The 23,955-nt window shown below is 64.5% G+C and carries 26 protein-coding genes; 3 read left to right on the top strand and 23 right to left on the bottom strand.

Annotation, left to right across the window (positions count from 1 at the left end):
* Positions 1 to 128 precede the first annotated feature (128 nt).
* Positions 129 to 1,697 carry a nitric oxide reductase transcriptional regulator NorR gene (gene norR, locus AAG793_RS07475; RefSeq protein ID WP_341906293.1) on the top strand — a complete coding sequence of 523 codons (1,569 nt, stop codon included), beginning with the start codon at positions 129 to 131 and terminating at the stop codon, positions 1,695 to 1,697.
* A gap of 156 nt (positions 1,698 to 1,853) precedes the next feature.
* On the opposite strand, the gene AAG793_RS07470 is transcribed toward norR, so the two are convergent.
* Both AAG793_RS07470 and AAG793_RS07465 read right to left on the bottom strand, forming a co-directional pair.
* Positions 1,854 to 2,195 carry a cyclophilin-like fold protein gene (locus tag AAG793_RS07470; protein WP_341906291.1) on the bottom strand — a complete coding sequence of 114 codons (342 nt, stop codon included), beginning with the start codon at positions 2,193 to 2,195 and terminating at the stop codon, positions 1,854 to 1,856.
* Between the two features lie 167 nt (positions 2,196 to 2,362).
* A complete protein-coding gene (locus AAG793_RS07465; RefSeq protein ID WP_341906289.1) occupies positions 2,363 to 3,466 on the bottom strand; it encodes an alpha/beta hydrolase in 1,104 nt (367 codons plus the stop codon).
* A 135-nt stretch (positions 3,467 to 3,601) separates the two neighbouring features.
* Here AAG793_RS07465 and AAG793_RS07460 point away from each other — a divergent pair, with 135 nt between their 5' ends.
* Entirely contained in the window at positions 3,602 to 4,516 is a 915-nt protein-coding gene (locus AAG793_RS07460) for a LysR family transcriptional regulator (protein ID WP_341906287.1), read from the top strand.
* 114 nt (positions 4,517 to 4,630) lie between these two features.
* Here the strand turns inward: AAG793_RS07460 and AAG793_RS07455 are convergent, their stop codons facing one another.
* From AAG793_RS07455 to AAG793_RS07370, 18 genes are all read right to left on the bottom strand, one after another.
* Positions 4,631 to 7,141: an FtsX-like permease family protein gene (locus AAG793_RS07455; protein WP_341906285.1), complete on the bottom strand. Its 2,511-nt coding sequence runs from the start codon at positions 7,139 to 7,141 to the stop codon at positions 4,631 to 4,633.
* The gene (locus tag AAG793_RS07450) at positions 7,125 to 7,895 is read right to left on the bottom strand and encodes an ABC transporter ATP-binding protein (protein ID WP_341906283.1); all 771 of its coding nucleotides are present in this window, start codon (positions 7,893 to 7,895) and stop codon (positions 7,125 to 7,127) included. Before AAG793_RS07450 ends, AAG793_RS07455 begins: the two co-directional genes overlap by 17 nt.
* Positions 7,896 to 8,181: 286 nt before the next feature.
* Entirely contained in the window at positions 8,182 to 9,615 is a 1,434-nt protein-coding gene (locus tag AAG793_RS07445; protein WP_341906280.1) for a multicopper oxidase family protein, read from the bottom strand.
* Between the two features lie 176 nt (positions 9,616 to 9,791).
* A complete protein-coding gene (locus AAG793_RS07440) occupies positions 9,792 to 11,159 on the bottom strand; it encodes a TAXI family TRAP transporter solute-binding subunit (RefSeq protein WP_341906277.1) in 1,368 nt (455 codons plus the stop codon).
* A gap of 45 nt (positions 11,160 to 11,204) precedes the next feature.
* On the bottom strand, positions 11,205 to 11,624 hold the full coding sequence (locus tag AAG793_RS07435) for a hypothetical protein (RefSeq protein WP_341906274.1): 420 nt from the start codon (positions 11,622 to 11,624) through the stop codon (positions 11,205 to 11,207).
* Positions 11,621 to 11,965 carry a heavy metal-associated domain-containing protein gene (locus tag AAG793_RS07430; RefSeq protein ID WP_341906271.1) on the bottom strand — a complete coding sequence of 115 codons (345 nt, stop codon included), beginning with the start codon at positions 11,963 to 11,965 and terminating at the stop codon, positions 11,621 to 11,623. The genes AAG793_RS07435 and AAG793_RS07430 overlap by 4 nt, the downstream gene beginning before the upstream one ends.
* Positions 11,966 to 12,034: 69 nt before the next feature.
* The gene (locus AAG793_RS07425; RefSeq protein WP_341906268.1) at positions 12,035 to 12,682 is read right to left on the bottom strand and encodes a hypothetical protein; all 648 of its coding nucleotides are present in this window, start codon (positions 12,680 to 12,682) and stop codon (positions 12,035 to 12,037) included.
* Positions 12,679 to 12,984: a copper-binding protein gene (locus tag AAG793_RS07420; RefSeq protein WP_341906266.1), complete on the bottom strand. Its 306-nt coding sequence runs from the start codon at positions 12,982 to 12,984 to the stop codon at positions 12,679 to 12,681. The genes AAG793_RS07425 and AAG793_RS07420 overlap by 4 nt, the downstream gene beginning before the upstream one ends.
* 87 nt (positions 12,985 to 13,071) lie before the next feature.
* Positions 13,072 to 13,446 carry a hypothetical protein gene (locus AAG793_RS07415; protein ID WP_341906264.1) on the bottom strand — a complete coding sequence of 125 codons (375 nt, stop codon included), beginning with the start codon at positions 13,444 to 13,446 and terminating at the stop codon, positions 13,072 to 13,074.
* A gap of 12 nt (positions 13,447 to 13,458) precedes the next feature.
* Positions 13,459 to 13,758 (bottom strand): copper-binding protein, encoded by a 300-nt coding sequence (locus AAG793_RS07410; RefSeq protein ID WP_341906261.1) that lies wholly within the window; start codon positions 13,756 to 13,758, stop codon positions 13,459 to 13,461.
* Between the two features lie 85 nt (positions 13,759 to 13,843).
* Positions 13,844 to 14,278, bottom strand: coding sequence for a DUF411 domain-containing protein (locus tag AAG793_RS07405; RefSeq protein ID WP_341907654.1), 435 nt, complete (start codon positions 14,276 to 14,278; stop codon positions 13,844 to 13,846).
* A gap of 79 nt (positions 14,279 to 14,357) precedes the next feature.
* Complete coding sequence (locus AAG793_RS07400; RefSeq protein WP_341907651.1) at positions 14,358 to 14,801, bottom strand: cupredoxin family protein; 444 nt, start codon at positions 14,799 to 14,801, stop codon at positions 14,358 to 14,360.
* 96 nt (positions 14,802 to 14,897) lie between these two features.
* A complete protein-coding gene (locus AAG793_RS07395; protein WP_341906257.1) occupies positions 14,898 to 15,506 on the bottom strand; it encodes a periplasmic heavy metal sensor in 609 nt (202 codons plus the stop codon).
* Between the two features lie 25 nt (positions 15,507 to 15,531).
* Positions 15,532 to 16,962: a copper oxidase gene (locus AAG793_RS07390; protein ID WP_341906254.1), complete on the bottom strand. Its 1,431-nt coding sequence runs from the start codon at positions 16,960 to 16,962 to the stop codon at positions 15,532 to 15,534.
* 53 nt (positions 16,963 to 17,015) lie between these two features.
* Positions 17,016 to 18,257 (bottom strand): hypothetical protein, encoded by a 1,242-nt coding sequence (locus AAG793_RS07385; protein WP_341906251.1) that lies wholly within the window; start codon positions 18,255 to 18,257, stop codon positions 17,016 to 17,018.
* Positions 18,258 to 18,265: 8 nt separating this feature from the next.
* Positions 18,266 to 18,622 (bottom strand): hypothetical protein, encoded by a 357-nt coding sequence (locus AAG793_RS07380; protein WP_341906248.1) that lies wholly within the window; start codon positions 18,620 to 18,622, stop codon positions 18,266 to 18,268.
* 111 nt (positions 18,623 to 18,733) lie between these two features.
* Positions 18,734 to 19,111, bottom strand: coding sequence for a hypothetical protein (locus AAG793_RS07375; protein WP_341906245.1), 378 nt, complete (start codon positions 19,109 to 19,111; stop codon positions 18,734 to 18,736).
* 122 nt (positions 19,112 to 19,233) lie between these two features.
* Complete coding sequence (locus tag AAG793_RS07370) at positions 19,234 to 19,881, bottom strand: cation transporter (RefSeq protein WP_341906242.1); 648 nt, start codon at positions 19,879 to 19,881, stop codon at positions 19,234 to 19,236.
* A 256-nt stretch (positions 19,882 to 20,137) separates the two neighbouring features.
* On the opposite strand from AAG793_RS07370, the gene AAG793_RS07365 reads away from it, so the two are divergent.
* Complete coding sequence (locus AAG793_RS07365) at positions 20,138 to 20,638, top strand: MerR family transcriptional regulator (RefSeq protein WP_341906240.1); 501 nt, start codon at positions 20,138 to 20,140, stop codon at positions 20,636 to 20,638.
* A 31-nt stretch (positions 20,639 to 20,669) separates the two neighbouring features.
* On the opposite strand, the gene AAG793_RS07360 is transcribed toward AAG793_RS07365, so the two are convergent.
* The 3 genes from AAG793_RS07360 to AAG793_RS07350 all read right to left on the bottom strand — a co-directional run bounded on the left by AAG793_RS07360 (position 20,670) and on the right by AAG793_RS07350 (position 23,952).
* Positions 20,670 to 20,951, bottom strand: coding sequence for a hypothetical protein (locus AAG793_RS07360; protein WP_341906238.1), 282 nt, complete (start codon positions 20,949 to 20,951; stop codon positions 20,670 to 20,672).
* A complete protein-coding gene (locus AAG793_RS07355) occupies positions 20,948 to 22,123 on the bottom strand; it encodes an MFS transporter (protein ID WP_341906235.1) in 1,176 nt (391 codons plus the stop codon). Before AAG793_RS07355 ends, AAG793_RS07360 begins: the two co-directional genes overlap by 4 nt.
* A gap of 185 nt (positions 22,124 to 22,308) precedes the next feature.
* On the bottom strand, positions 22,309 to 23,952 hold the full coding sequence (locus AAG793_RS07350) for a response regulator (RefSeq protein WP_341906232.1): 1,644 nt from the start codon (positions 23,950 to 23,952) through the stop codon (positions 22,309 to 22,311).
* Positions 23,953 to 23,955: the final 3 nt, after the last annotated feature.

Raw genomic sequence — 23,955 nt, 5'->3', positions numbered from 1 at the left:
CCGACTTCGGCCCTGTTGACCTTGCGAGGGCTGTGCCAGGAAAAACTTGATATGAATCAATTGCTTGCAAGTTAGATGGTCATCAGTACCCGGTGCGGGCATGGTCAGGAATACCATGCAAGGTCCTTATGACCGTCTCCACCATCCACCTTCTCCTGCTGACCGATCTGGTGGCCGACCTGCCGGTTGCCGTGCGGCTGCAACGGCTGGTTGGCAGCCTGCGCGCCCACTTCGCCTGCGGTGCAGTGGCCCTGCTCAAGCTGGAAGGGGAGCACCTGCGACCGGTCGCGGTGGACGGCCTGGTCAACGACGCACTCGGCCGCCGCTTCGCAGTGAAAGACCACCCGCGCCTGGCCGCGATCGTGCAGCGGCGCGGCGTCACCCGCTTTCATCAGGACAGCGTGCTACCCGACCCCTACGACGGCCTGATTGATGAGCGTGTGGGTGAGCCGCTGGCAGTGCACGACTGCATGGGTATGGCGCTGGACGTCGAAGGCAAGCGCTGGGGCGTGGTCACGCTGGACGCCATCGCAGTCGGCGCCTTTGATGAACAGGCACAGGGCGACCTGGCCAAACTCGCCTGCGCCATCGAGGCCGCAGTGCGCGTGACGCGTCTTGAGGCAGAGATACGTGCGTTTCGCCTGTCTGGTGGGGCCCTGCCGGTCGGAACCCCCGCGCCCGGCGAGGACCATGAAATCCTTGGCCAGAGCACCGCCATCACCCACCTGCTGCATGAACTGCAGGTGGTGGCCGATTCCGAACTGCCGGTGCTGCTGCTGGGTGAAACCGGCGTGGGCAAGGAGCTGTTTGCGCACCGGCTGCATCGCCTGTCACGCCGGGCTGGCAAACCGCTGGTTCACGTCAACTGCGCGGCCTTGCCGGAGTCGCTTGCCGAAAGCGAGCTGTTCGGCCACGCACGCGGCGCGTTCTCGGGTGCTGTGAACGACCGGCCAGGCCGCTTCGAGGCGGCAGAAGGCGGCACGCTGTTTCTTGACGAGGTGGGTGAACTGCCGCTGTCAATTCAGGCCAAGCTGCTGCGAACCCTACAGAACGGCGAGATTCAGCGCCTGGGCGCCGACCGGCCGCGCCGAGTGAACGTGCGTGTGATTGCGGCCACCAACCGCAGCCTGCGCGACCATGTGCGCGACGGCACCTTTCGCGCCGACCTGTACCACCGGCTGTCTGTCTACCCCATCGTGATTCCGCCACTGCACGAGCGTGGCAACGACGTGCTGTTGCTGGCGGGCCGATTCCTGGAGCTCAACCGCGCGCGGCTCGGGCTGCGCAGCCTGCGCCTGTCTCCGGCTGCGGAAGATGCCCTGCGCCTTTACCGCTGGCCGGGTAACGTGCGCGAACTGGAGCACGTCATCAGCCGCTCGGCCTTGAAGGCGGTCAGCCGGGGTGCGGACCGCAAGGAGATCGTCACACTCGAAGCCGACATGCTGGACCTCGATCCGCTGGCCCTGCCGGCGGGCGTGCTGACGCGCTCCAACGATGAGGCGCTGCAAGGTGCCACCGCACCGCTGCTGGCCTCGATGCACGAGGTGGTCGAAGCCAGCCAGAGACAGGCCATTCGGCAGGCGCTCGCCCTGCATGGCGACAACTGGGCCGCTGCCGCGCGGCAGCTTCAACTGGATGCCAGCAATCTGCACAAGCTGGCGCGCAGATTGGGCGTGAAGACGGGGTTGGTGCATTGATGTGCTGACAGCGGCACGGCGAATGCGATGCCGTGCGTGGATCACACAGGCGACAGATGTGTGAGCGGCAGGTGTCGACTAAAAAGGGAGGACCCAGGCGGTGCAGACTGGACTCAAGGCGCTGGCCCACTGGAGTCCCCGGCCCTTCTGCGTAAGCTAGTCTCTGGAGAACACCACGCGTACGCCTCGGCGTCCGAGCGCCTGTGCAAGCCCTGCGGGGTCATCCACGCGGCCGAGGCGGGTGTATGAGTAAGGCGAGTCGAAGGTCAGATAAAAAATGACCACGGTACGCGATCCCCACAGCAGGAGGTCGCCATTGCGGATCGTGCCGGGCCGGTAGGTGTCTGTTGGCAGCGCGTTTGGCAGGTCCGTCTTCTTCTCATTGCCGTTGAGTTCCTCCATGTCCAGCGTCAGCGGCAACATGGCAGCGAAAGCACGAGCGGCCTCGGTGTCGGCCAGGGTGAGGGCGAAGCGACGCTCGCCGATGGTCATCCACATACGAGACTCCTCCGCTTTTCTGGGGGTCAGAGTGCTGGCCGACGTGGTGCCAGCGGGTGCCGCAGGGCTGGCCGCCTGAGCCACAGTACCGCCCCACAGTGCAAAGGGCAACAGCAGCAGGCCCAGCCTTCGCAAGACCCACCAGTGCCGGGCATGAGGACAAGTGGTCATGCCGGGGCCAGATGTTGCCTGAAGAACGACGTGAGCTTGTCAAACGGGATCAGGTCCACGCGGTCGTACAGATCGACGTGGCTGGCGCCGGGGATGATCACAAGTTCCTTCGGTTGTGCCGCGGCCGCATGGGCCGTTTCGCTGAAGTAGCGCGAGTGCGCCTTCTCGCCATGGATGAACAGCACCGGGCGCGGGGAAATTTCCGCGATGTAGGTCAGGATAGGCATGTTCATGAACGACAGCGGCGTTGTCTGCGTCCACGCGTTGAGGGAGTTGACCGCGCGCGGATGATAGCCGCGCGGCTTGGCGTAATAGTCGTGGTAGTCGACCATGAACTGCGCCTCTCCACCCTGCAGCTTGTTGTAGGGCGGCTGGTAGGCCGGGCTTCCCTTCTCCGCGTCCTTCCAGCGCTGCTGGCCCAGTTGCTCCAGCATCTGCGTGCGCTGTGCCAGGGTCACGCTGTCGTTGTAACCCCGGGACATGACGCGCGTCATGTCGTACATGGTGCTGGCCACAACGGCCTTGACCCGCTTGTCCACCGCGGTGGCATTCAAGGCCATGCCACCCCAGCCGCAGATGCCAATGATGCCGATCCGCTCACGGTCGACCATCGGCTGCAGGCCCAGGAAGTCGACTGCGGCACTGAAATCTTCAGTGTTGATGTCAGGCGAGGCCACATTGCGCGGCTCCCCGCCGCTTTCCCCGGTGTAGGACGCATCGAATGCCAGCGTGACGAAGCCACGCTCGGCCATCGTCTGCGCATACAGGCCGGACGATTGCTCCTTCACCGCGCCAAACGGGCCTCCCACGGCAATCGCCGGCAGCTTGCCGCGGGCGTTCCTGGGTTGGTACAGGTCGGCCGCCAGCAGGATGCCGTAGCGGTTCTTGAAGGTCACCTTCTTGTGGTCGACCTTGGCGCTCTTGGGGAAGGTCTTGTCCCACTTGTCGCTGAGCCTCACGCGCGTCTGGGCCAGAGCGGGAGCGGATGCGGCGGTGACCAGGCCGACGCTCATGGCGGCAAGGCCTGAGCCGGTCGTCTTGAGCAGGTTGCGACGACTTGTACTGGCAGTCCGGGTGCCAGTTGCAGCGTGGTTATTCATGTTGAAGTTCCTTTGATGCGAAAAATTCGCCGGTGTGCGGGGAATTCTCCCGGGGCTTGATCACTTTGACTAGCTAATCAATTCTTATAAATGCTATTAGTTGAGCTAATCAAAAGGCCGTGAGAAACTGAACGCATGGCCAGACGAAACCTCAACGATCTCCTCTCATTTGTCACGGTGGCGCGTGAGGGCAGCTTCACGCGCGCAGCTGCACTGCTGGGGGTGACCCAGTCCGCGCTGAGCCAGGCCATCAGCGGCCTGGAGGCCAGGCTGGAAATCCGTCTGCTGACCCGCACCACGCGCAGCGTGTCACCCACTGCCGCCGGAGAGCGGCTGCTGCACGCCATCGGTTACCGCTTCGACGAGATCGAGGCAGAGCTGGATGAGTTGTCGGATCTGCGTGACAAGCCGACCGGTACGGTGCGCATCACCTGTGGTGACCATGTGCTCAAGACCACACTCTTGCCCAAGGTCGCACCCCTGCTGCGCCAATATCCCGACGTCAAGGTCGAGTTCGACGTCAACTACGGGCTCAGGGACATCGTGGCGGACCGCTTTGACGCGGGTGTGCGGCTGGGTGACACCATCGACAAGGACATGATCGCGGTGCCCATCGGCCCCCGGCTGCGGATGGCAGCAGTCGCCGCGCCTGACTACTTCGCCAGGCACCCGAAGCCGAAGACGCCGCAAGACCTGACGCAGCACAGCTGCATCAACATACGCTTTCCCACGCACGGGGGCCTGTATGTCTGGGAGTTCGAACGCAAGGGCAAGCAGGTGAATGTCCGTGTCGAGGGGCAGGTCACACTCAACAGTACCCCGCACATTGTTCTGGCGGCGCTGCAGGGTCTGGGCATCGCCTTCCTGCCAGAGGAGGAGTTTGCCCCTCACATCGAAGAGGGGCGGCTCGTGCGGGTGCTGGAGGACTGGTGTGCGCCGTTCGAGGGCTACTACCTTTACTACCCAAGCCGGCGACAGCCGTCGCCCGCGTTCTCATTGGTGCTGGATGCGCTGCGTTCGAAGGAGGCTGCTGGAAAGAAGCGGCAATAGCAGCGGCTATGGCGTACGGCGCAGCAGCTTCAGCTGAATGTCGGCAATTTGTACAAGCTAGCGCTGAAGCTGGGGGCAAGACAGCTTTGGGGCGCTGACCATACTGGACACCCACTAACCCCCGCTGCGCAGCAACAACGCGGGGCTGAGGTTCATCTGGCGCAGCAAGTAACGCGCGCCCATGCCCAGACTGACCCCGCTTACACCCAGGGCCGTGAGCAGGCCGCTCCAGTACAGGCCGCTGGGGTCGATGTCCAGGCGCCAGCGCAGCAGGCCGGTGGCCAGGGCGCTGCCGGTCAGCACGGCAAAGCCTGCGGTCACCAGCGCCAGTACGGCGTATTCCCAGTACAGCACCCGCCGCAGCGTGGACAGGCGCGCACCCAGGGTGTACATCACGGTGGCGTCATACACCTGGCGCGACCGACTGGCGGCTACCACGCTGGCCAGCACCAGCAGGCTGGCGGCCAGGCATACGGCAGCCACCACGGCCAGGCCGTTGCTGGCGCGGCCCATGAGGTTGCGGGTTTCGCGCAGCAGCGATTCGGTGCGCACGCTGGCGATGTTGGGCGCCACTGCGGCCAGACGGTCCTGCGCGGCCAGGGCCTCATCAGCAGGCAGCCAGGCCGCACCCACGTGGCGGGTGATGAAGGGGTCGAGCACGCCGTCGCTGAAGATGGCTTCCAGCCACAGGCGTGACTGCATGCGGCGCTGGCTGTAGATGGCTGAGAGCGTCACGTCCACCGGCGTGCCCATGATCTCGAAGCGCAGCTGGTCGCCCACCTTCAGGCCGAGCTGGTCGGCTTCGCGGTCTTCCATGGCCACGAGCGGCTCCCCCGTGTGGTTGGCGGGCCACCACTGGCCACGGTCGATCACCACGTCGTCGATGTTGCCTTCGCGGTTGCTGAGCTTGTGTTCGTCGCGCGCTTCCAGAGCGCGCTCACCGTCGGCGCTGTCGCGCAGGGTTTCGCCGTTGACCGCCACCAGCCGGCCCAGCACCAGCGGCGCGGTCTGTACGCGGGCCAGGCCTGAAGAGGCCTGCAGCGTTTCGCGCAGGGTGTCGATCTGTTCGGTCTGCACGTCGTAGAACACCATGGCTGGCGCGTTGGCTGGTACGGTTTCATTGACCGTGCGCAGCAGCGACACGACCACCAGCGTGCAGGCCACCAGCAGCGTGAGCGCCGAACCCAGCGACAGCAGCGCCGGCCGCAGCGGCGAATGCGGCTGCTGCAGGCCGGCGAGTGCCAGCTGCAGTTCCACCGGTGGCTGCCAGCGGTTCATGCCCTGAACGCCGCGCGCCAGGTGCTTGAGCCCGCGCGTGATGCCTTCCAGCAGCACCAGCAGGCCGGCGGTGGCCCCCACGAAGGCCAGGCCGAAGCGTGGGTCGGGCAGGGTGAGCACCAGCAGCAGCAACACCAGACCAGCCGCTGCGGCGGTGAGCCACCAGGCGCTGCGCGGGGTTTTCAGCTGCGAACCGTTCATCCCCCGGAACAGGGCGGCGGGCGACACCGACAAGGCGCGTCCCAGCGCCGGCAGGGCAAAGGCCACAGCGGTGAGCACGCCGAACATCAGCGCCACCAATGAGGGTTGCCACAGCCCGCCCAGCAGCACCGCCATGGGTAGGCGCTCGGCGGTGACGAACGCACCGGCCAGCGCCAGTGCGTTACCCACCAGCACGCCGGCGGTGCTGGCCAGCAGCGCCAGCATGACGATCTGCAGCAGCACCATGAGTGCCAGTTGCCGGTCGCGCAGGCCCAGCGCGCGCAGCGTGGCCAGCGTGGTCAGCTTGCCTTGCAGGTAGGCCTGTACGCTGTTGAACACGCCCAGCCCGCCAATGAACAGCGCCGAAAAACCAATCAGCAGCAGGCCCGAGCCGATCTGCGCCAGCACCTCGGCCATGCGTTCGCTGCGCTGGTCAAAACTTTGCACCTCGGCATCCAGCGCGGGGAAGGCGGTCACAAAGCTGTCGCGCCACTGGTTTGCGGGCTGGTCGGTGCGCACGCGGTAGCGGTAGTCCACCCGGCTGAGGGGCTGCACCAGGCCAGTGGCCATCAGCGCGCCTTCGGCGACTAGCACTGGGGCGCCACCCCAGTCGGCGCGCAGGCTGCGATCGGGCTGCCGGGTGATGAGGGCGCGCACTTCAAGGTTCAGCTCGCCAATCTCGATGCGGTCACCGGGCTGAAGACCCAGGCGCTGGGCCAGGGCGGCATCTATGGCGGCACCCCAGTCCTTGCCGCGTTGCGCCAGTGCGGTGTCCAGCGCAGCGGCCGGGGCGAGGGTCACGTCGCCATACAGCGGGTACTGCTGGTCGGCGCTTTGCAATTCGATGAGTTGTGACTGCCCGCTGGAGGTGCGCAGCATGGTGCGCATTTCCACCATGCGCGAGACGGTGGCGGAGCGGGTCATCCAGGTCAGCACATCGGCCGGCAGCGGTTGCTGGTACTCCACTTCAACGTCACCGCCAAAGAGCAGGCGCGCATCCGAGCGCAGCGCGTCCGCCACCTGCCGGTACAAGCCGCCGCCAGCGGCCACCAGGGACACGCCCAGCACCAGGCAGGCACAAAAAATCCACAAACTGCGGCCGCTGCGGCGCAGGTCGCGCCAGGCCAAATCAAGCAGGAAGGGCATGGCGCTCGGCTCCTGTGCTGCCTTCGGCGCTGGGCTGGTGGTTTGGAAGCGGGCTGTGCACCGCGTGGGGCAAAGTCTCGATCAACTGGCCGTCGTGCAGGCGCAGCACGCGGTCGCAACGGGCGGCAAAGTCCAGGTCATGGGTGACCAGGATCAGGGTGGTGCCCATGTCGCGGTTCAGTTCAAACAGCAGCTCGCGCACAGATTCAGCGGTGGTGTCGTCAAGGTTGCCGGTCGGCTCGTCGGCCAGCAGCAGGCGTGGGCGATGGACCAGTGCGCGCGCAATCGCCACACGCTGCTGCTCACCGCCCGAAAGCTGGGTGGGAAAGTGGTCTAGCCGGCCGCTCAGACCGACCCGCGCCAGCATGCTGCGCGCCTGGTCGCGGGCGTCACGCTGGCCAGTCATTTGCAGAGGCAGCGCCACGTTGTCGAGCGCACTCAGGCTGGGCAGCAGGTGAAAGCTCTGGAACACGATGCCGACGCGCTCGCGCCGCAGGTCGGCCAGGCCATCCCTGTCCAGTTGGCCCAGGTCCACGCCGTCAATCACCACGCGCCCGCTACTGGGCCGCTCCAGCCCGGAAAACAGCAGCAGCAGCGAGGTTTTGCCAGATCCTGAAGGCCCGGCAATTGCCACGCGGGTGCCGGCCGCGATGCGCAGGTTCACGCCGCGCAGCACATCCACCCGGGTGTGGGCCAGTGGGTAGGACATGGACAGGTTGTCAACTTCGATGATGGACTGGGCGGGTTTGGTCATGGGTGAGAAACAATGAAAGTGGGTCTGTCGCCGGCCTGCACCGAACGGGCAACCAGTCAGCGCAGTGGGAGGCCTGTAGCCCTCGAAAGTTCCGATTCACTCCCGTGGTGTCAAGCCGCACGGGAGCGGTGTTTGCCGCTGCCCCTGCCGCAAGCGGACATTGGCGAGTGACCGGCGTCAGGTAGTCGTCCAATAAAAGTTTGGTACGCCCCAGAATGTCCCGCCGAGAATCCTGAATGCGTCTGAGCTACAAAGGGCGCATGCCGCGCGTTGACCTTCGTGTCTTTTAGCCCACGCTCACCAAGCCCATCATGCCGCCTGCATGGTGCTCCAGGATGTGGCAGTGGAACATCCAGTTTCCGGGGTTGTCGGCCACGAACGCAACTTCGATTTCTTCTCTAGGGGACATCAGCACAGTGTCCCGCCATTCCTGGTGCGGTGTAGCGAGCCCGTTGCGGCGCGTCACCCGAAACGTGTGCCCGTGCAGATGGATGGGATGGTGCCACGCCGTGTCGTTACGCATCCGCAAGACATAGCTCTGGCCCAGAGCCAGGCGGAGCATGGGTTCCATGTGGTGATGAGAGTCGGAAATATGGCCGTTGATGGCCCAGGCCTTTCCGCGCCGAAGCAGATCACGCATGTCGGTCGGCTTTCCATCCAGCAAAGCCTGGTGAAGGTTTCCCATCATCCCGCCGCCAAAAACAATCTCATGGGTTTTTGCACTCTTCAAGTCAGGCTCTTTCACCGGGTTTGCCGCCAAAGGCGCCAGTGGCGGCAAGCGGTCGGTAATCGGGTCGGCAATTTGGTCGGTCATGCGCGGCGCCGTGTCGTACGCGAGGTCCATCAACACGTATTGCTGGCGAGGGGAGAAGAGTTCCTGTACCGGATACCGCTCACCAGGAGATCCTGTTGCATCGATCACCACATCGCAACGCATCCCCGGCGCCAGGACGATCCGTCCACCGTCAGGCTCATGAGGTGCAACCGGGTGGCCGTCCAGAGCGATGATCATTGGCCGGTGCCCCTGGAACCGCAGCGCAAAAATGCGTGCGTTGGCAGCATTCACCAGCCGCAGACGAAGCCTTTCCCCGGCCCGGATTGGAAACTGGTCGCTCACGGATCCATTGACTGTGATTACGTTCCCGATTCGCCCCGCATGCGACATGTCGTGGGCGCTTCCGAACGACTCACTGACCAGCCCGCCCGCCGTGATGCGCCAATCGTCAAGCACCCAGGTCACATCACGATGAACCGTCGGGGGCTGCCGTTCCTGCACGATCAAGGTGCCATAAAGGCCCCGGTCCACCTGTTCCGAGCTCTGGAAGTGCGAGTGGTACCAATACGTGCCGGCATCGATGGCGTCGAATTCGTAAATGAAACGCTGTCCAGGCTCAATTGGCGGCTGCGTCACATGTGGAACACCGTCCATGGCGTTAGGCAATCTCACGCCGTGCCAGTGCACGGTAGTGGGTGCAGTGAGCTGGTTCGTCACTTGCACCCGAACGCGCTCGCCTTGACGCACGCGCAACTGGGGCCCCGGAACGCTCCCGCCGTAGGTCCACGCTGCGATCGCAGGTTTGCCCGTATCCGTCAACGCCTGGCCAGCCATTGCGACCAGCTCGAACTCGCGAGCCGGGTAGTTGTGGACTGAGGATGTGCAGCCGAGTTGGGTGCCGATTCCCAGTGAGGCGAGGCTGTAGAGGAAGTGACGACGGTCCATATCTGACATTTCGGCGGGCATAGTACCCCAGTTCTACGGATTTCTACTGGCTAACGTTGCTCACTACAACTGATTCCAGGCATCTCTGCGAGGCTTCGACAAGAGACTGCCTTGAGAGGTGAAAAGTTCAAACCCTTGGAGTTCTGCTTTGTTTCGACAGCAGGCAGGCCAGCCTTCTACAACCTCTGCAACTTCTTCCGCACCAGATGAATGTTGCTCCGCAGCGCATACAGCTCATCGGTGTAAGACAGCGGCACCGACACCTTTTCGGCCCGGCTTTCAAGGCTGTTCAGCTCTTCCAGCAGCGCCGCGTTGCTGCCGGTGCTGTCAATGCGGTTTTCAATGTCGCGCAGCTGGCCGTACCAGCGGAAGATGCGTGAACGCACGCGGAAGGCATACAGCGGCGGCACGATGCGTGACAGGGGCAGCATGATGGCCAGGATGATGCCCATGGCCAGCCACATCCGCTCAACCAGGTTGGACACCCAGAACGGCAGATAGCGCTGCAGCAGCGGCGTGCCGTTCTTGATGGCGCGTTCGGCTTCCTTTGAAATCGGCAACTCACTGTTGTCGCGGTTCGGGTACTCGCGTGCGCTCTTGAACCAGCCGGCGCCGCCGTGGATGTCGTTGCCCGCCTGTGCAAACAACTGCTGCAGCGCCGGGTGCGTGGTGGTGCGGGTAATGAGCGAGGTGGTGGGCGCAACCAGCCGCACGTCGTCGGGTGGAATGTTGCCGGCCAGGTCGACCACGCCCCGGGGCAGGCGGGTGGTGCCCAGAAAGGCAAAGCGGCGCGAGTAGGCTTCGCTCTGCGCAAAGTTCATCAGCTTCACGCCGGGGGTTTGCAGCAGCATCTGCACCATCAGCGACTCGGGTGCCGAGGCAAACACCAGCGCATCCAGTTCACCGCCGAGGAATGCCACCGTGGCGGGCGTCTGCTCCAGCTGCGACACCTTCAGGCTGGCCGGCTCGATACGGTTGCTCTCCAGCAGCTTGGTCATCAGGCTGGGCACGCCGCTGCCGGGTGTGCCGAAGTTCACCTTCAGCCCCTGCAGCTGCGTGAGCGATGTCAGGCTGGCCTCTTCGGGTTCATTGCGGCGGGCGTTGGCCAGTTTGCCCTTGTCGGCAGCGGCCAGCACTTTCCGGGCGGTGGCTTCGCGGTAGAACAGCCACAGGGGTTCGACAAACAGGCTGCCGAGCGACGCAAGGTCTTCCTCATCCTGATCGGTGTAGTCGCTGGTGCCACCCTGTACAAAACCTACATCGACCTGGCCCGTTCGCAGCAACTGCAGGTTGTCGGCCGAGCCCTGCGAGGGCACCAGCACCACCTCGATGCCCTCGGGCTTCAGCGCGGCTGCATAGCGCTTGCCAAACTCCTCGTAAGCACTTTGGGCGGGCCCGGTGGCCAGCGTGACGCGCTTGGGCGGGTTCGGGTCCAGCCACCAGTAGGTGGCCACCAGCAGGGCAATGGCGAGCGCAACGAAGGGCCCGACCGAGACGGCCAGATCGCGCAGGGACAGCAGGGTGTAGCGAATGTGGGTCGGCATGCCGGAACCTTAGCATGCATGCCGCCCGATGTGGCGTGCGGCCGATCAGCCTGCTGTCTGCGCCCCGATCAGCGGCTGCACAAACGCAAACCAGCCACCCACCACGTAAACCGCCAGACTGATGACATACACCCGCGCCGATGTCTTGCGGGTACGCAGGCAGGCGTGGCGCAAGGCCGGATCCAACGGGCAGGGCGCCGTGCGGTTGCGCCACTGCAGCAGCCCGCTGCCAGCCATCATCAGGCCGGCGAAGGCGAACACCTCGACCTTGTACTCGCTGATCCACACCAGACCGGGTACCACGGCAATCAAGCTGGACAGCGCCGCACCGGCGCCCAGCGTCACCAGCAAGGCGGGCAGGGCGCAGCACACCAGCGTGCCCGAGCTGGCAAAAAGCGTCAGCCACGACGACCAGGCTGACACCGCGCTGGCGCGCAGCCCGTCGTCTGCGGGTGCTGTGCTCACTTCGCGGCCTTCACGGCCGCCTTGATGTCGGCCACCGACTGCTGCACGGTTTCAAGCTTGACCACGTCATAGCCTGCATCGGTGATCTCGGCGGTGATGACCTTGCCGTCCAGCGTCTGCCCGTCCTTGGCTTCGACGGCGACAACCTTGTTCTTCAGGTCCACAAAAACCGCCTTGGTGGCTGGCAGCTTGGACAGGCGCTTTTCAATGCCCTGCGCACAGAACGCGCAGACCATGCCGTTGACGGTGGCCTTGACGCTTTCAGCGGCCCAGACCGGGGAGACGAACGTGCCAGCCAGTGTGAGGCTGAGGGCAATGTTTTTGAGAGTGGATGAACGCATGGTGATTTCCTTCAAAGTGTGAATCAAAAGTTGGATGAATGGATGAATGGATGAATGAGAAGACGTTTTTCAGAAGATGTACATGAAGTTGAAGCGGCCCTGCTTCATGTTGTTGACGCCCACTTCGACAAAGTAGCGGTTGTGGATGAAACGCAGCATCGGCGTGACCTCGGTCTCGTCAGACAGCCCCTTCATGCGCCTGGCCTCGAGAATGAACCAGGGCTGCACTTCGTCGTAGTCCACCTCATAAAACGAAAAGCCGGCGCGCACCGAGGCGAAGTCATGCCGTATGCCCGGTGCACGGTAAAGGCGCACCATGGCCGAGGTATAGATGCGCGTGGTTTCATAGTCGGCCGATATGCCGGGTGCCCACATGGTCCTGGTGCCACCAAAGTCGTTGCCACGCACCTTGCCCAAGCCGCCCACAAACCAGAAGTTGGCCTGTGAATGCGGTCCGTTGATGCGGTGCAGAAGCCGCGTGTAGGTGAGCTCGGCAAACTCGCGCGTGAGGCGCTTGTCGTCCGAGCGCATGTACACGCCGCCAGCACCCACAGCGTCACGTGGCGTGAAGGCGTGGTTGACCCAGGCCTCCTGCCAGTTGGGGCTGAAGTCGCCCATCGCCATGGTGCTGTCCTTGAAGCCCATGGGGCCCGCGTGAACGGCTGCGGCAGCGAGTGTCAGAAAGCTGCTGACAAGCAGACGCAACGCGGCCTTCATGGCACCCTCCGGATGCTGGTGACGGTGAGCTCATCGTTCTCCACCGCAACCGAGAAGCGGACCTTGTCGCCCACCTTCAGTGGCTTGAGCAGGGCCGCGTCCCTGACCTTGAAAGGCATGGTCATGGCGTCCATGTCGATGCTCTTGATGCGTGCATGCTTCAACACGATCTGGCTTCGTTCGGCGTTCAGTGCAACCACCTTTGCTGCGACCTGCTCTGGCGGCGCGGCATGAACGGGTGATGTGCTGGCAATGCCTAAAGCCATCAGGCAGGCCGCAAAGGCCTGAATCGGATATTTCACAGTGATCTCCAAGAAGCGGGCAGCGATGAAGCCGCCTCAGCTGAAACCGCCCGCCAGTCGATGGCGGACGCACTTCGGGTAGGGAGATCAGGAAATGGGTGGTTTGAGGCCGGTCGTGCGGTCGGCGCTGACGAACAGCAAACCGTCGGCAACTGGCCCGACGGCGGGTGCAAACGACGTGTGTGGCAACTGGAACGGAGACACCGAAGCCAGCGCAAGGCACAACTCGCAGGTTTCACAGTTGCACTTTGCGATGCCACTGTTGGCGGGTGATGCATCCGGCACCGCGTCATCCGCACCTGCCATGGCCTGCATCGGGCAGTCTTCCGGCATGGCGGTGTCGGCGGCATCACTGGCCACCATGCTGACCTGCTGCGCTGCCATGCTCACGGCCATGGCGTTGCCCATCCAGCCGCGAATGGGCAGCAGGGCAATCATCAAGGCGAGGAGCAGGACGCGCATGGCGGCGTGATTTTACTTGCTGGATTCCAGCGACAGCACGGTGTAGGTGCCGTTGATCTGGTCAGCGGTGAAGCTGACCTTGTCGCCAGCCTTGACCTTGTCGAGCAGCGCCGGGTCTTTGGCCTTGAACACCATGGTCATGGGGGGCATGTCGAGGTTCTTGATCTCGCCGTGTTTCAGCGTGATCTTGCCGGTGTCCTTGTCGACCTTGCGCACCTCGGCGTCGGCCTTGGGCAGTGCCTGCTGGGCCATGGCGGTGACCATGCCTGAGATGGACAAAGCAGCAGCGAGGATGATTTGACGGGTTTTCATGGGAATCCTTGAAAGGTGGGGCCAGAGCTATGGACTGTCAGAAGGCGAATAAAGTTCGCGGCGTTTGTCGGGTTCGCGAGCCAGCTCAGGCTTTCACGCCAGTGCGGAAGTAACTTTGGTAAACGGCTGTGCGGCCATCACGCTGCACCAGCAGCACGTCGTAGGGGTCTTTGCGGTCGCCGTAAACAGAGCCATCCATGCCGGGTGAGCCTACTGGCATGCCCGGCACGGCCAGACCCAGGGCCTGTGGCTTGTCTTTCAGCAGGCGCCGGATCTCGCGGGCAGGCACATGGCCTTCCACGACATAGCCACCCACCAGCGCGGTGTGGCAGGAGCCCAGCTTGGGAGGCATGCCCAGCCGGGTGCGGGCGGCTTCGTTGCCCACATCGTTGACCTTCACCTTGAAGCCGTTGGCCTCCAGGTGCTTGACCCAGTCCCCGCAGCAGCCACAGTTGGGGTCTTTCCAGACCTCGACTTCGGTGAACATCTGCGATTGCGCTGCGGGCAGCATGGAGGCCATGGCCGCTGCGCCAGCGAGGGCCTGGAGGAGGAATCTGCGTTTCATGAGGGGCTCCTTGTGAAGATGGATGGGGCTGTGGTCAGCGCGCGGCAACGGTGATCTTGCCGGTCATGCCAGCCTGGTAATGGCCGGCAATCAGGCAGGCAAAGTCAAACTCGCCGGCCTTGTTGAAGGTCCAGATCAGGTTGCTTTTCTTGCCCGCCGACACATGGGCCATGTAGGGTTCGTCGTGTTCCATGTTCGGGAATTTGACCATCATGGCGGCGTGTGCGTCCAGTTCGGCACGGGTGCCGATCACCATTTCGTGCATCAGCTTGCCCTTGTTCTGCACCACGAAGCGGATGGTTTCACCTTGCTTCACCGTGATGGCGTTGGGTGTGAAGCGCATGGCGTCGTCCATCACCAGCGTGATGGTGCGGTTGACGGATTTGGCATCGCCAGCGATGCCCCATTCCTTTTGCTCCTTCTTGGCGGCTGGCGCCTTGCCATGCATGTCGCCGTGGGCCAGTGCCTGGCCGGTCATGAAGGGCAGCAGGGCCAAGCCCAGGGTGAGGATGTGTTTTTTCATTGATGGCTCCGTGGATTACCGTGAATTGCTGTGAGTTAAAGGCGTGGTGGATCAGTGCTTGTGCGATGCTGCGGCAGATGTGCCGTAGCCGCGCAACTGGTTGTATTGGGCCACCTGCGCCGCCGTCAGCAGCGCGGTCTGCCGCAGATGGGTTTGCAGATGCGCGTCGCGGATGGCCGCCTGCAAGGCGCCGATGCGCTGCATGCGGGCCGTGAGCGAGGGCGAGTCGATCTGGCGCGAGGCAAAGGCCTGGTCAAGCTCGCGCTCGACCTCCACCAGCTGGCGACCGAGGGTGCGCACTTCCTCCTTGTGCGTGCTCATCAGCTGGGCCGTGCTGCTGCGCTGTGTGTCGCTCAAGCCCAGCGCTTGTGCGTTTTCAAGCACATGCATCGGGCCAGGGTAACTGTTCAACTCGGCGGCCAGTGCCAGGCCCATGCCTTTGCCCTCCATGAGGTCCTGAACATCCTTGTCCGACAGCGCCTTGATGGCGCGCTGTTGCTGGCCGGCGTAGTGCGTGGGCGCGCTCGCGCTCGCGCTGCCGTGGCTCTGCTGCGCGCTCTGTCCGTGCCCAGCATGGCCAGAGTGCTGGGCGAATACGGTGGCTGAGCCTGCCAGCGAGGCGCCAAGCACAACAAGCCGGAGGGTTGATGAAGTGATCATGAAATTTCTCCTGATGGGCATGGCGTCAGTGGCCGGCATGGCCCGAGTGCCCTGATGGCTTGCGAATCTGCACCTCGGCACTGGTCGCTGCAGCGGGCGCTGATGAGGCTGCCGATGTTTTGTTGCCGCCGGTTGCCTGTGCCCGTGGGGCGGACGGCAGCTCGCCTTTCCATTCATAGGCCTGGGTGCCGGGTGGCTGCTTGTACCAGCCGGGGTTTTTGTAGTCGCCGGGCTTCTGGTCCTTGCGCACCATCACCATGCTGAACATGCCGCCCATCTCGACGCCGCCGTAGGGGCCGGTGCCGGTCATCATGGGTGCGGTGTTGTCGGGAATCTGCATCTCCATCTCGCCCATGTCGGCCATGCCGCGCTCGCCCATCACCATGTAGTCGGGCACGGCTTTTTGCAGCTTGCCGATCAGCCCACGGTGGTCCACGCCAATGCTGGTCGGCACGTTGTGGCCCATCGCGTTCATGGTGTGGTGGCTCTTGTGGCAGTGGAATGCCCAGTCGCCTTCTTCATCGGCCAGAAACTCGATCTGCCGCATCTGACCGACGGCGACGTCGGTGGTCACCTCGTACCAGCGGGTGGACTTGGGTGTGGGGCCACCGTCGGTGCCTGTGACCAGAAACTCGTGGCCGTGCAGGTGGATCGGGTGGTTGGTCATGGTGAGGTTGCCGAAGCGGATGCGCACCTTGTCGTTCTTGCGCACCACCAGCGGATCAATGCCCGGGAAGATGCGGCTGTTCCAGCTCCAGAGGTTGAAGTCCAGCATGGTCATGATCTTCGGCGTGGCGCTGCCGGGATCGATGTCGTAAGCGTTGAGAAGGAACACGAAATCGCGGTCCACCTCGTCGATCAGCGGGTGCTTTTCCTTCGGGTGGGTGATCCAGAAACCCATCATGCCCATGGCCATCTGCGTCATTTCGTCGGCATGTGGGTGGTACATGAAGGTGCCGGGTCGGCGTGCCACGAACTCGTAGACAAAGGTCTTGCCGACGGGGATGGCCGGCTGGTTCAGGCCCGCCACGCCGTCCATGCCGTTGGGCAGGCGCTGGCCGTGCCAGTGGATGGTGGTGTGCTCGGGCAGCTTGTTGGTGACGAAGATGCGCACGCGGTCGCCTTCCACCACCTCGATGGTGGGGCCGGGGCTCTGGCCGTTGTAGCCCCACATGTGGGCCTTGAAGCCGGGCGTCATCTCGCGCACCACTGGCTCGGCGACCAGGTGGAACTCTTTCACGCCGTTGTTCATGCGCCAGGGGAGCGTCCAGCCGTTGAGGGTGACCACCGGGTTGTAGGGACGGCCATTCGGTGGTGTCAGCGGGGCGGCGGTGTCCGGCTTGGTCATGATGACCGGCTCCGGCAAGGCCGCCATGGCGACCTTGCTGACCGAGGCAGCCGCAACAGCCGTGAAGGCAGTGGCGGCGGTGCCGTTGAAAAAATCACGTCGGTTCATGGGATGTCCTGAGGGTATTTCGGGATGAATGTGTCTGACATGAAGTCAATGACTCAATGCGCCGGGGCAGCCGCGCCGGCCGCAGATGCGCCACTGCTGCGTCCAGCGCTGCCAGCAGACATCTCCGGCGTGGCGCCGGCCAGCACCGTCTGCAGGTCGGACTCGGCCAGCCAGAAGTCGCGCTGCGCTTCGATGGCGCTGTTGGTGGCAAGCACCTGGGCCTGTGCATCGGCCAGCACATCAAAAATGCTCGACAGCATGCCGTTGTAGCGCAGCACCATTTCATCGTTGATGAACTTGCGCACCGGCACCACGTCGGCCTGGTAGTGGCGCGCCAAATCATGCGCGGTGCGGTAGGCGTGATAGGCCTCGCGGGCTTCGCTGCGCGCCTTCACGGCAATCTCCCGCACCTTGGCTGAATCACGCAGGCTGTCCCACAGCGCATCGCGGCCGGTTTCGCGTTTGCCGGCCAGGCGCTGGCGGTAATCGGTCATGGCCAGTTGCAGATCGGCGCGCGAGGCGAGCACGCGGCTTTCGATGTCTGGCAGCTCCTGTGCCTGGGCGGGCAGGTCGGGCAACCGGTCGGGCAGCGTGAAGCCGGTCTGCGGGCCCCACAGACCCATCACCACGATCAGTTTCTCGCGTTCGCTGAAGGCGGCCTGTTCGGCGCGTGCGAGCTGGATGGCCGCATCCGTCAGCAGGGCCTGCTGGCGCGCCTGTTGCAGGCGGCTCCAGTTGCCCACGCGGGCCAGCCGGCGGGCCAGCTCACCACCGGCTTCGGCGCCTTCCTTGGCATCGCGCAGGTAGCGGGCGCTCTGGGCGGCAGCCACCGCATTGATCCACGCCTTGCGCGCCTGCGCCGAGGTCTGGATCAGCGCCTGACGGGCCTTGAGCTTGGCCACGCTGTTGGGGGCAGAGGCATCGGAAATGTTGATGCCATCCGAGGCCAGCGCGACCTGAAGACCGGGATTGTTGAGCAGCGCGATGCGCACCGCGGCATCGGCCGTGAGCGGGGCTTTGAGCAGCGCATTGATCTCCGCGCTGTTGTCAACTCCCGGCCGCGGGATGGGCAGGGGTTGTGCGTCGGCAGACTGCGTGCCCGTGGCTGCGAGCTTCTGCAGGCTGGTCACGCCACCGTCCAGAGGTACAGGGGGCGATGAGGTGCTGGCGCAGGCGCCGAGCACCAGCGGTAACGCGAGAGCCAGCACCCGTGCTGGCAGCGAAGGGGCGTGACCGGGCTTGGTTGCCGTTGCGGGTACGTAAAGGGAAGCGGAGGAGGTCATCATTGATTGCATGGCAGGCCTCAGCGGGTAGGAGCCGGCGCAGGCGCAGCTGGCGTGGCGGTGGGGGCTGCGGGTACTGCGGCGGGATTGCGGCTGTTGGCCTGCTCCCACTTCAGCAGATCGACATGGCCACGGCGGAACTGGCCCACATCGGCGTTGGCCTTTTTCCAGTCGACGCTGTCCTGCTCGACGCCGGACGGCAGGTCACGGAACACCGAGCGGTACAGCGTGGCTGGCACCGGGGTGGCCGGGTCTGCCGCCTGCAGGGCGGGCTGCGGGTCCACCTGGGGGTAGGGTGCCATCTGGGCGGCGACGTGACTGGTGGCGGCCAGGGCAGCCAGCAACATCAGCGGACGAGATAAGAAAGCAAGGGTCACAAGAGTCTCCTGAACAACAAGCGGGGCGACGGCAAATGTCGCGAACCTCCGGGCGGGCAGCCGTTTCAGGCCGTGCCGGATGCAAGTACAGGCCCACTACGGGCCCGGGTTTCAGGAGATGGGCGGTTTCTGGCCCTGCGCAGCGTCGGCGCTGGCGAACTGCGACTGTGCGCCGTTGGGCACGGCGCTGACGGTCTGCGCGTGTGCAGGTGCTGCGGTGCTGGATGACAGCGCCACCGAATGACAAGCCTGGCACACCGAGCAGGAATCGCAGTCGGCGTGAGAGGTGTCAGCAGGGGTGTGCGTGAGGGTGTCGGCCAGGGTGGCGATCGCATCGACATGCTGGTTTTGCAATGCTGCGGTGTGGCCTGCGCAGTCGGCCATGGCTGCAGATTCACCCTGAGGTGTGGCAGGCTCGGCCATCACCATCGCGTGGTGCGATGCGGCTGGCAGGGCGGCCGGCATCCCGAGGGCCATTGTGGTTGCCATGGCCACATCCATCCCGCCGCGCAGGAGCAGCAGGGCGATCAACAGGGCATGGACAAAACGGCGCATCGGTGAATGATAGGCTACCCGCCGGAAAGTTCCCTGATCGCCCGATAGCCCGTTGATCATTGGGGTTTTACGGCAGCGGTCTGGCGCGCAGTCTGCAGGTCAGCGCGGGCATGCTTCAGCACCGTTACGCCGCTGGTGATGGCCAGCCCGGCCATCACCGCCGCCACTGCCAGATCGGGCCAGGCCGAGCCGGTGCCCAGCACCCCCAGGGCCGCCAGCATCACCGCGACATTGCCCAGGGCGTCGTTGCGGGTGCACAGCCACACGCTGCGCATGTTGGCATCGCCATCGCGGTAGCGGTACAGCAAAAGGGCCACCCCGGTGTTGGCCACCAGGGCCAGCAGGCCCACGCTGCCCATGGTGATGGCCTCGGGCGTGCCGCCTTGCAGCCACATCCAGCCGGCGCGCCAAAGCACAAACACGCCAAAGCCGAGCATGCTGATGCCCTTGACCCACGCGGCCCGTGCCCGCACCGCCAACCCCATCGACAGGACGGCCAGCGACAAGCCGTAATTGGCGGCATCGCCGAAAAAGTCGATCGCGTCGGCCAGCAGCGAGGTCGAACCCGCGCGGAAGCCAGCGCCGGTCTCGATGACAAACATGGCCAGATTGACAACCAGCGCAATCCACAGGATGTTGCGGTAGCGCGGGCTGGAAAGGCGCGTGTCGGTGGCGGGGGTGTGGTCGCAGCAGTTTGAAGACATGGTTTCCTTATTCAGGCGATTTCTACATCGGGTTCTGATGGCATGATTGGAAACCCTGAAGTCACTTGAAGGTCAAGCGGGATTTTCAAAAGCCCGGCTTCGAGCAGGGGATCGTTGCCATCCGGCCACTGAAGCCTCTCCAACCGACGGTGGCGCGCCCATTCCGCAGGTCGCCATTTTGCATTTCCTCACATGAATCTGGCTTGTCACCGCCCGCGCCGCCACGGGCATCAAGGTGCATCAGGCCTGAAAAACCATGACCAAGACCACAAACCATCCCCGTGACGCTGCCACGCCGACGCTGCACCGCATCGGTGTGGCGGCGCGCCTGAGCGGTGTGTCCGTCGCCAACATCCGTTTCTACGAGAAAGAGGGCCTGCTGCCCGTCATGGAGCGCAGCGACAGCAGCTACCGGCTGTACAGCGTGGGTGACATCCACCAGCTGCGCTTCATCCGGCTGTGCCGGGCAATGGACATGTCGCTGGGCGAAGTGCGAACACTGCTGGGGCTGGACCTGTCGCGCAAGGCCGATTGCGCTACCGCCCGTACCGCTCTCGACGAGCACCTGCTGCATGTGCAGGCCCGCCTGAAGGAGTTGAAGGCGCTTGCGCAAGACCTGCAGGCGCTGCGCCAGCGCTGCGATGGCACCGACAACCGTTGCCACATCATCGAGGCACTGCACGAGCGGGCCGATGCGCTACCCGCGCCACCCGCCCGAGCGGCTGCGGCTGCGGCGGCGGCCAGGCGCCACGTGTGAGTCTTAATGTGTGAGTCTTAACGTATGAGTCTTATTGCGGGGGCTGCAGCCGCAACCGGGCTTTGTCCAGCCACATCTGCAGGCTGTCCAGCAAGTCGGTCTGGCTGAAAGAGCAGCTTTCTTCGCTGAACAGCGCGCTGGATTCGAGGCGTGTGAGCAAACCGTTGAGCACCTCGCCAAACGCCGGCGGCAGCGTGCCCAGCAGCTCGTTCTGGTGGGCCGCTAGGTGCGAAAAACCAGCGGCGTTGAGTTCACCGCTGCGCAGTCGTTGCAGCGCCTCGGTCATGGCTTGCAGTTGACCGGCGGCGCTCATGGCCTAGCGCCCGAGCTGGCCGCTGCGGTGTGCGCTGGTGGTGTGGAGGAGCGGTCAAACGCCAGTGTGCTCAGGGCCAGCAGGCCAAAGGGCACGCCGACCCAGGCCAGATGCGCAAAGCCCACGGTGTCGATCAAAGCGCCGCTGATGACGGCACCCAGCGCCGTGCCCACATAGAGCATGGAGCCGTTCAGGCTGAGCAGCAGGGGCGCCTGCGCGGGCGACAAGGTGGCCAGCCGGCTCTGCTGCGGCGCCATCATGCCGAAGCCGGCCACGCCCCACACCACCAGCGTGGCCAGTGTGGCGGGCACATGGCCCTGCGTCAGCGGCAACAGGCACATCATGGTCACCAGCACGGTCAGCTGTACACGCATGGTGCGGATCGCACCGAAGCGGTCGTTGGCCCAGCCACCGCTGAGTGTGCCGGCCACACCGGCCATGCCGAATACCGCCAGCGTCATCGACAGCTGTGTGGAACTCATCGGGTTGAGCGCCTGCAGCACCGGCCCCACGTATGCAAACACGCTGAAGATCGCTACGAAGTAAAGCAGGGTGCGCGTCCACACCCGCAGCACGCCGCCCTGGCGCGCGGCCGCCCGGAAGCCCGCAAAGCTGGAGCCGGCACTGGCCATCTGCGCCGGCACCAGCCAGCTGGCGGCCACCAGAGCGGCCAGGCTGGCCGCCGCCGACAACCACACCGGCACGCGCCAGCCGTACTCAAACCCCAGCCACGCGCCGATGGGAAGGCCCACCGCATAGCTGATGCTGATGCCCAGAAAGGTGATCGACAACGCACGACCGCGTTGCGCCGGCGGCACCATACTCACCGCCAGTGCGGAGGCCGCCGCGGTGAACATGGCACCCGCACCCATCAGCACCCGGCCCACCAGCAGCACCAGCAGATTGGGCGCCAGCGCGCAGATCAGGCAGCCGACGCAAAACAGCAGCAGCGCCAGCTGGATGGCCCGCTTGCGTGGCCAGCGTGCGGTGAGGATGATCAGCAGGGGTGCCAGCACCGCGGTGGCAATGGCGTAGGCCGTCATGGCCTGTCCGGCGGCGGCGACGCTGACGCCGAGCGATGCGCTCATCGGCTGCAGAATGCCGCCCAGCACAAATGCCCCGCTGCCAATGACGAGGTTGCAGAGCGCGAAGAAATAAAGAATGGGTGGCATGGTCACAGTAGAGGGATGGCGCGCGACAGGCGGTGGCTGCACCAGTGTCGCCTGCGGTGAGTGCCCTGCTATTGTGCCCCGGGCCGGGACCGGGTGCGCTCAGGCCGGCGCAGTGCTCAGGAAGCGCCGTCAAGCCGGCCCTTCGTTCAGCGCGCCGTCAAGCCGGCCCCTCGTTCAGCGCGCCGTCAAGCCGGCGCAGTGCCCAGCGTGAATGAAAAGCGCGCGCCTTCACCCAGGATGCCTTCAGCCCACACCTGGCCGCCGTGGCGCTTGATGATGCGCTGCACCGTCGCCAGCCCGATGCCGGTGCCCGAGAATTCAGCGGCCGTGTGCAGCCGTTGGAAGGCACCAAACAGCTTGTCGCCGTAGGCCATGTCAAAGCCGGCGCCGTTGTCCTGTACCGAGTACACCCGTTGCCCGGCGGTGTTGAGTGTGCTGGCAAAGCGAATGGCCGGCTTGGTTTTTTTTCCGCTGAACTTCCAGGCATTGGCCAGCAGGTTCTCCAGCACCTGACGCAACAGGGCCGGGTCGCCCGCCGCCGTGAGACCAGGCTCGATGGTGACCTCCACCTGCCGCGCAGGCTCGCGTTCGTGATAGACCGCAAGCAGCGTTCCGGCCATCGCGCTCAGGTCAATCGGCTCCCAGCGCAAGGTGGTTCGTGACACCTGGGCCAGTGACAGCAGGGCGTCGATGAGCTCCCCCATTTGCACCACGCCGGAGCGGATGCGCGACAGGTAGTGCTGGCTGCGTTCACTGCCGTTGTGCTGTGCCGCCGTGTTGATTTCCTTGTGCAGCAGGTCGCTGAAGCCGTCAATCGTGTTGAGCGGGTTGCGCAGGTCGTGCGAGACCGAGTAGGAGAAAGCCTCCAGCTCGCGGTTGGCGGTTTCCAGCTCGGCGGTGCGTTTGCGCACGCGCTCTTCCAGCTCGGAGTTCAGGCGCAGAATTTCGTCAGACGCCAATTTCTGTACGGTGACATTCATGTGCATCACGATGACGCCTTTGCCCGGTGGCCCATCAGACAGGGGGCATACCGTCATGACAAACCAGCGGTCGTCGTCAGGGGAGTGGCAGGGGTACTCCAGCGAGTAGCTTTTGATGCTGCCGCTGAGTACGGCGCGAATGCCGGCTGCGGCCTGGTCTGCCTCGCGGGCATCCGGGCCGATGGCCTGGTCGCAGATGTCGAGGTAATTGGCGCCGGGCCCGCAGCCCTGGGACTGCGGCGAATCCTGGCAGGCAAAGTGCCGCCACGCGTCATTCACCGAGATGATGACGCCTTCATGGTCGAGCAGCGCAATGTGTGCCGGCAGAGCGTTGAGGATGGATGCTTGCCGTGCCGCGTCGTCCAGTTGCAGCTGGTTGGCGCGTTGCAGGTCGGCGGTGCGCGCCTCGACCTGAGCGGTCACCCGCGCCTGCAGCACATCACTGTGGTTCTGCAGAAAGTCGCTGTATTCCTTCAGGCGCAGCAGGTTGCGCACCCGCAGCCACAGCTCGGTCCGGTCCACCGGCTTGGTGAGGAATTCCTCTGCCCCCGCATTCAGGCCGGCCAGCCGCGCAGTGCGGTCAGCCAGTGCCGTGAGCATGATGATCGGAATGTTTGATGTGGCCGGGTGCGCCTTCAGCGCGCGCGCCACCTCGTAGCCATCCATGTCCGGCATCATCACATCCAGCAGCACTAAGTCGGGCATATGCTGCGCGGTCATGATCATGGCCTCCTCGCCACTGGCTGCACTGACCGTGCGATAGCCCTCTGGCCGCAGCAGTGCTTCAATCAGCTTGCGGTTTTGCTGGTCGTCGTCAACGATCAGGATGGTGGCTTGTGACAGACTCATGCA

The sequence above is a fragment of the Polaromonas sp. YR568 genome, from assembly GCF_943372955.1.
In the GTDB taxonomy this organism is placed as follows: Bacteria; Pseudomonadota; Gammaproteobacteria; order Burkholderiales; family Burkholderiaceae_C; genus Polaromonas.
The sequence above is the reverse complement of the archived record's forward strand: the minus strand, read 5'-3'. Positions and strand labels throughout refer to the sequence as shown.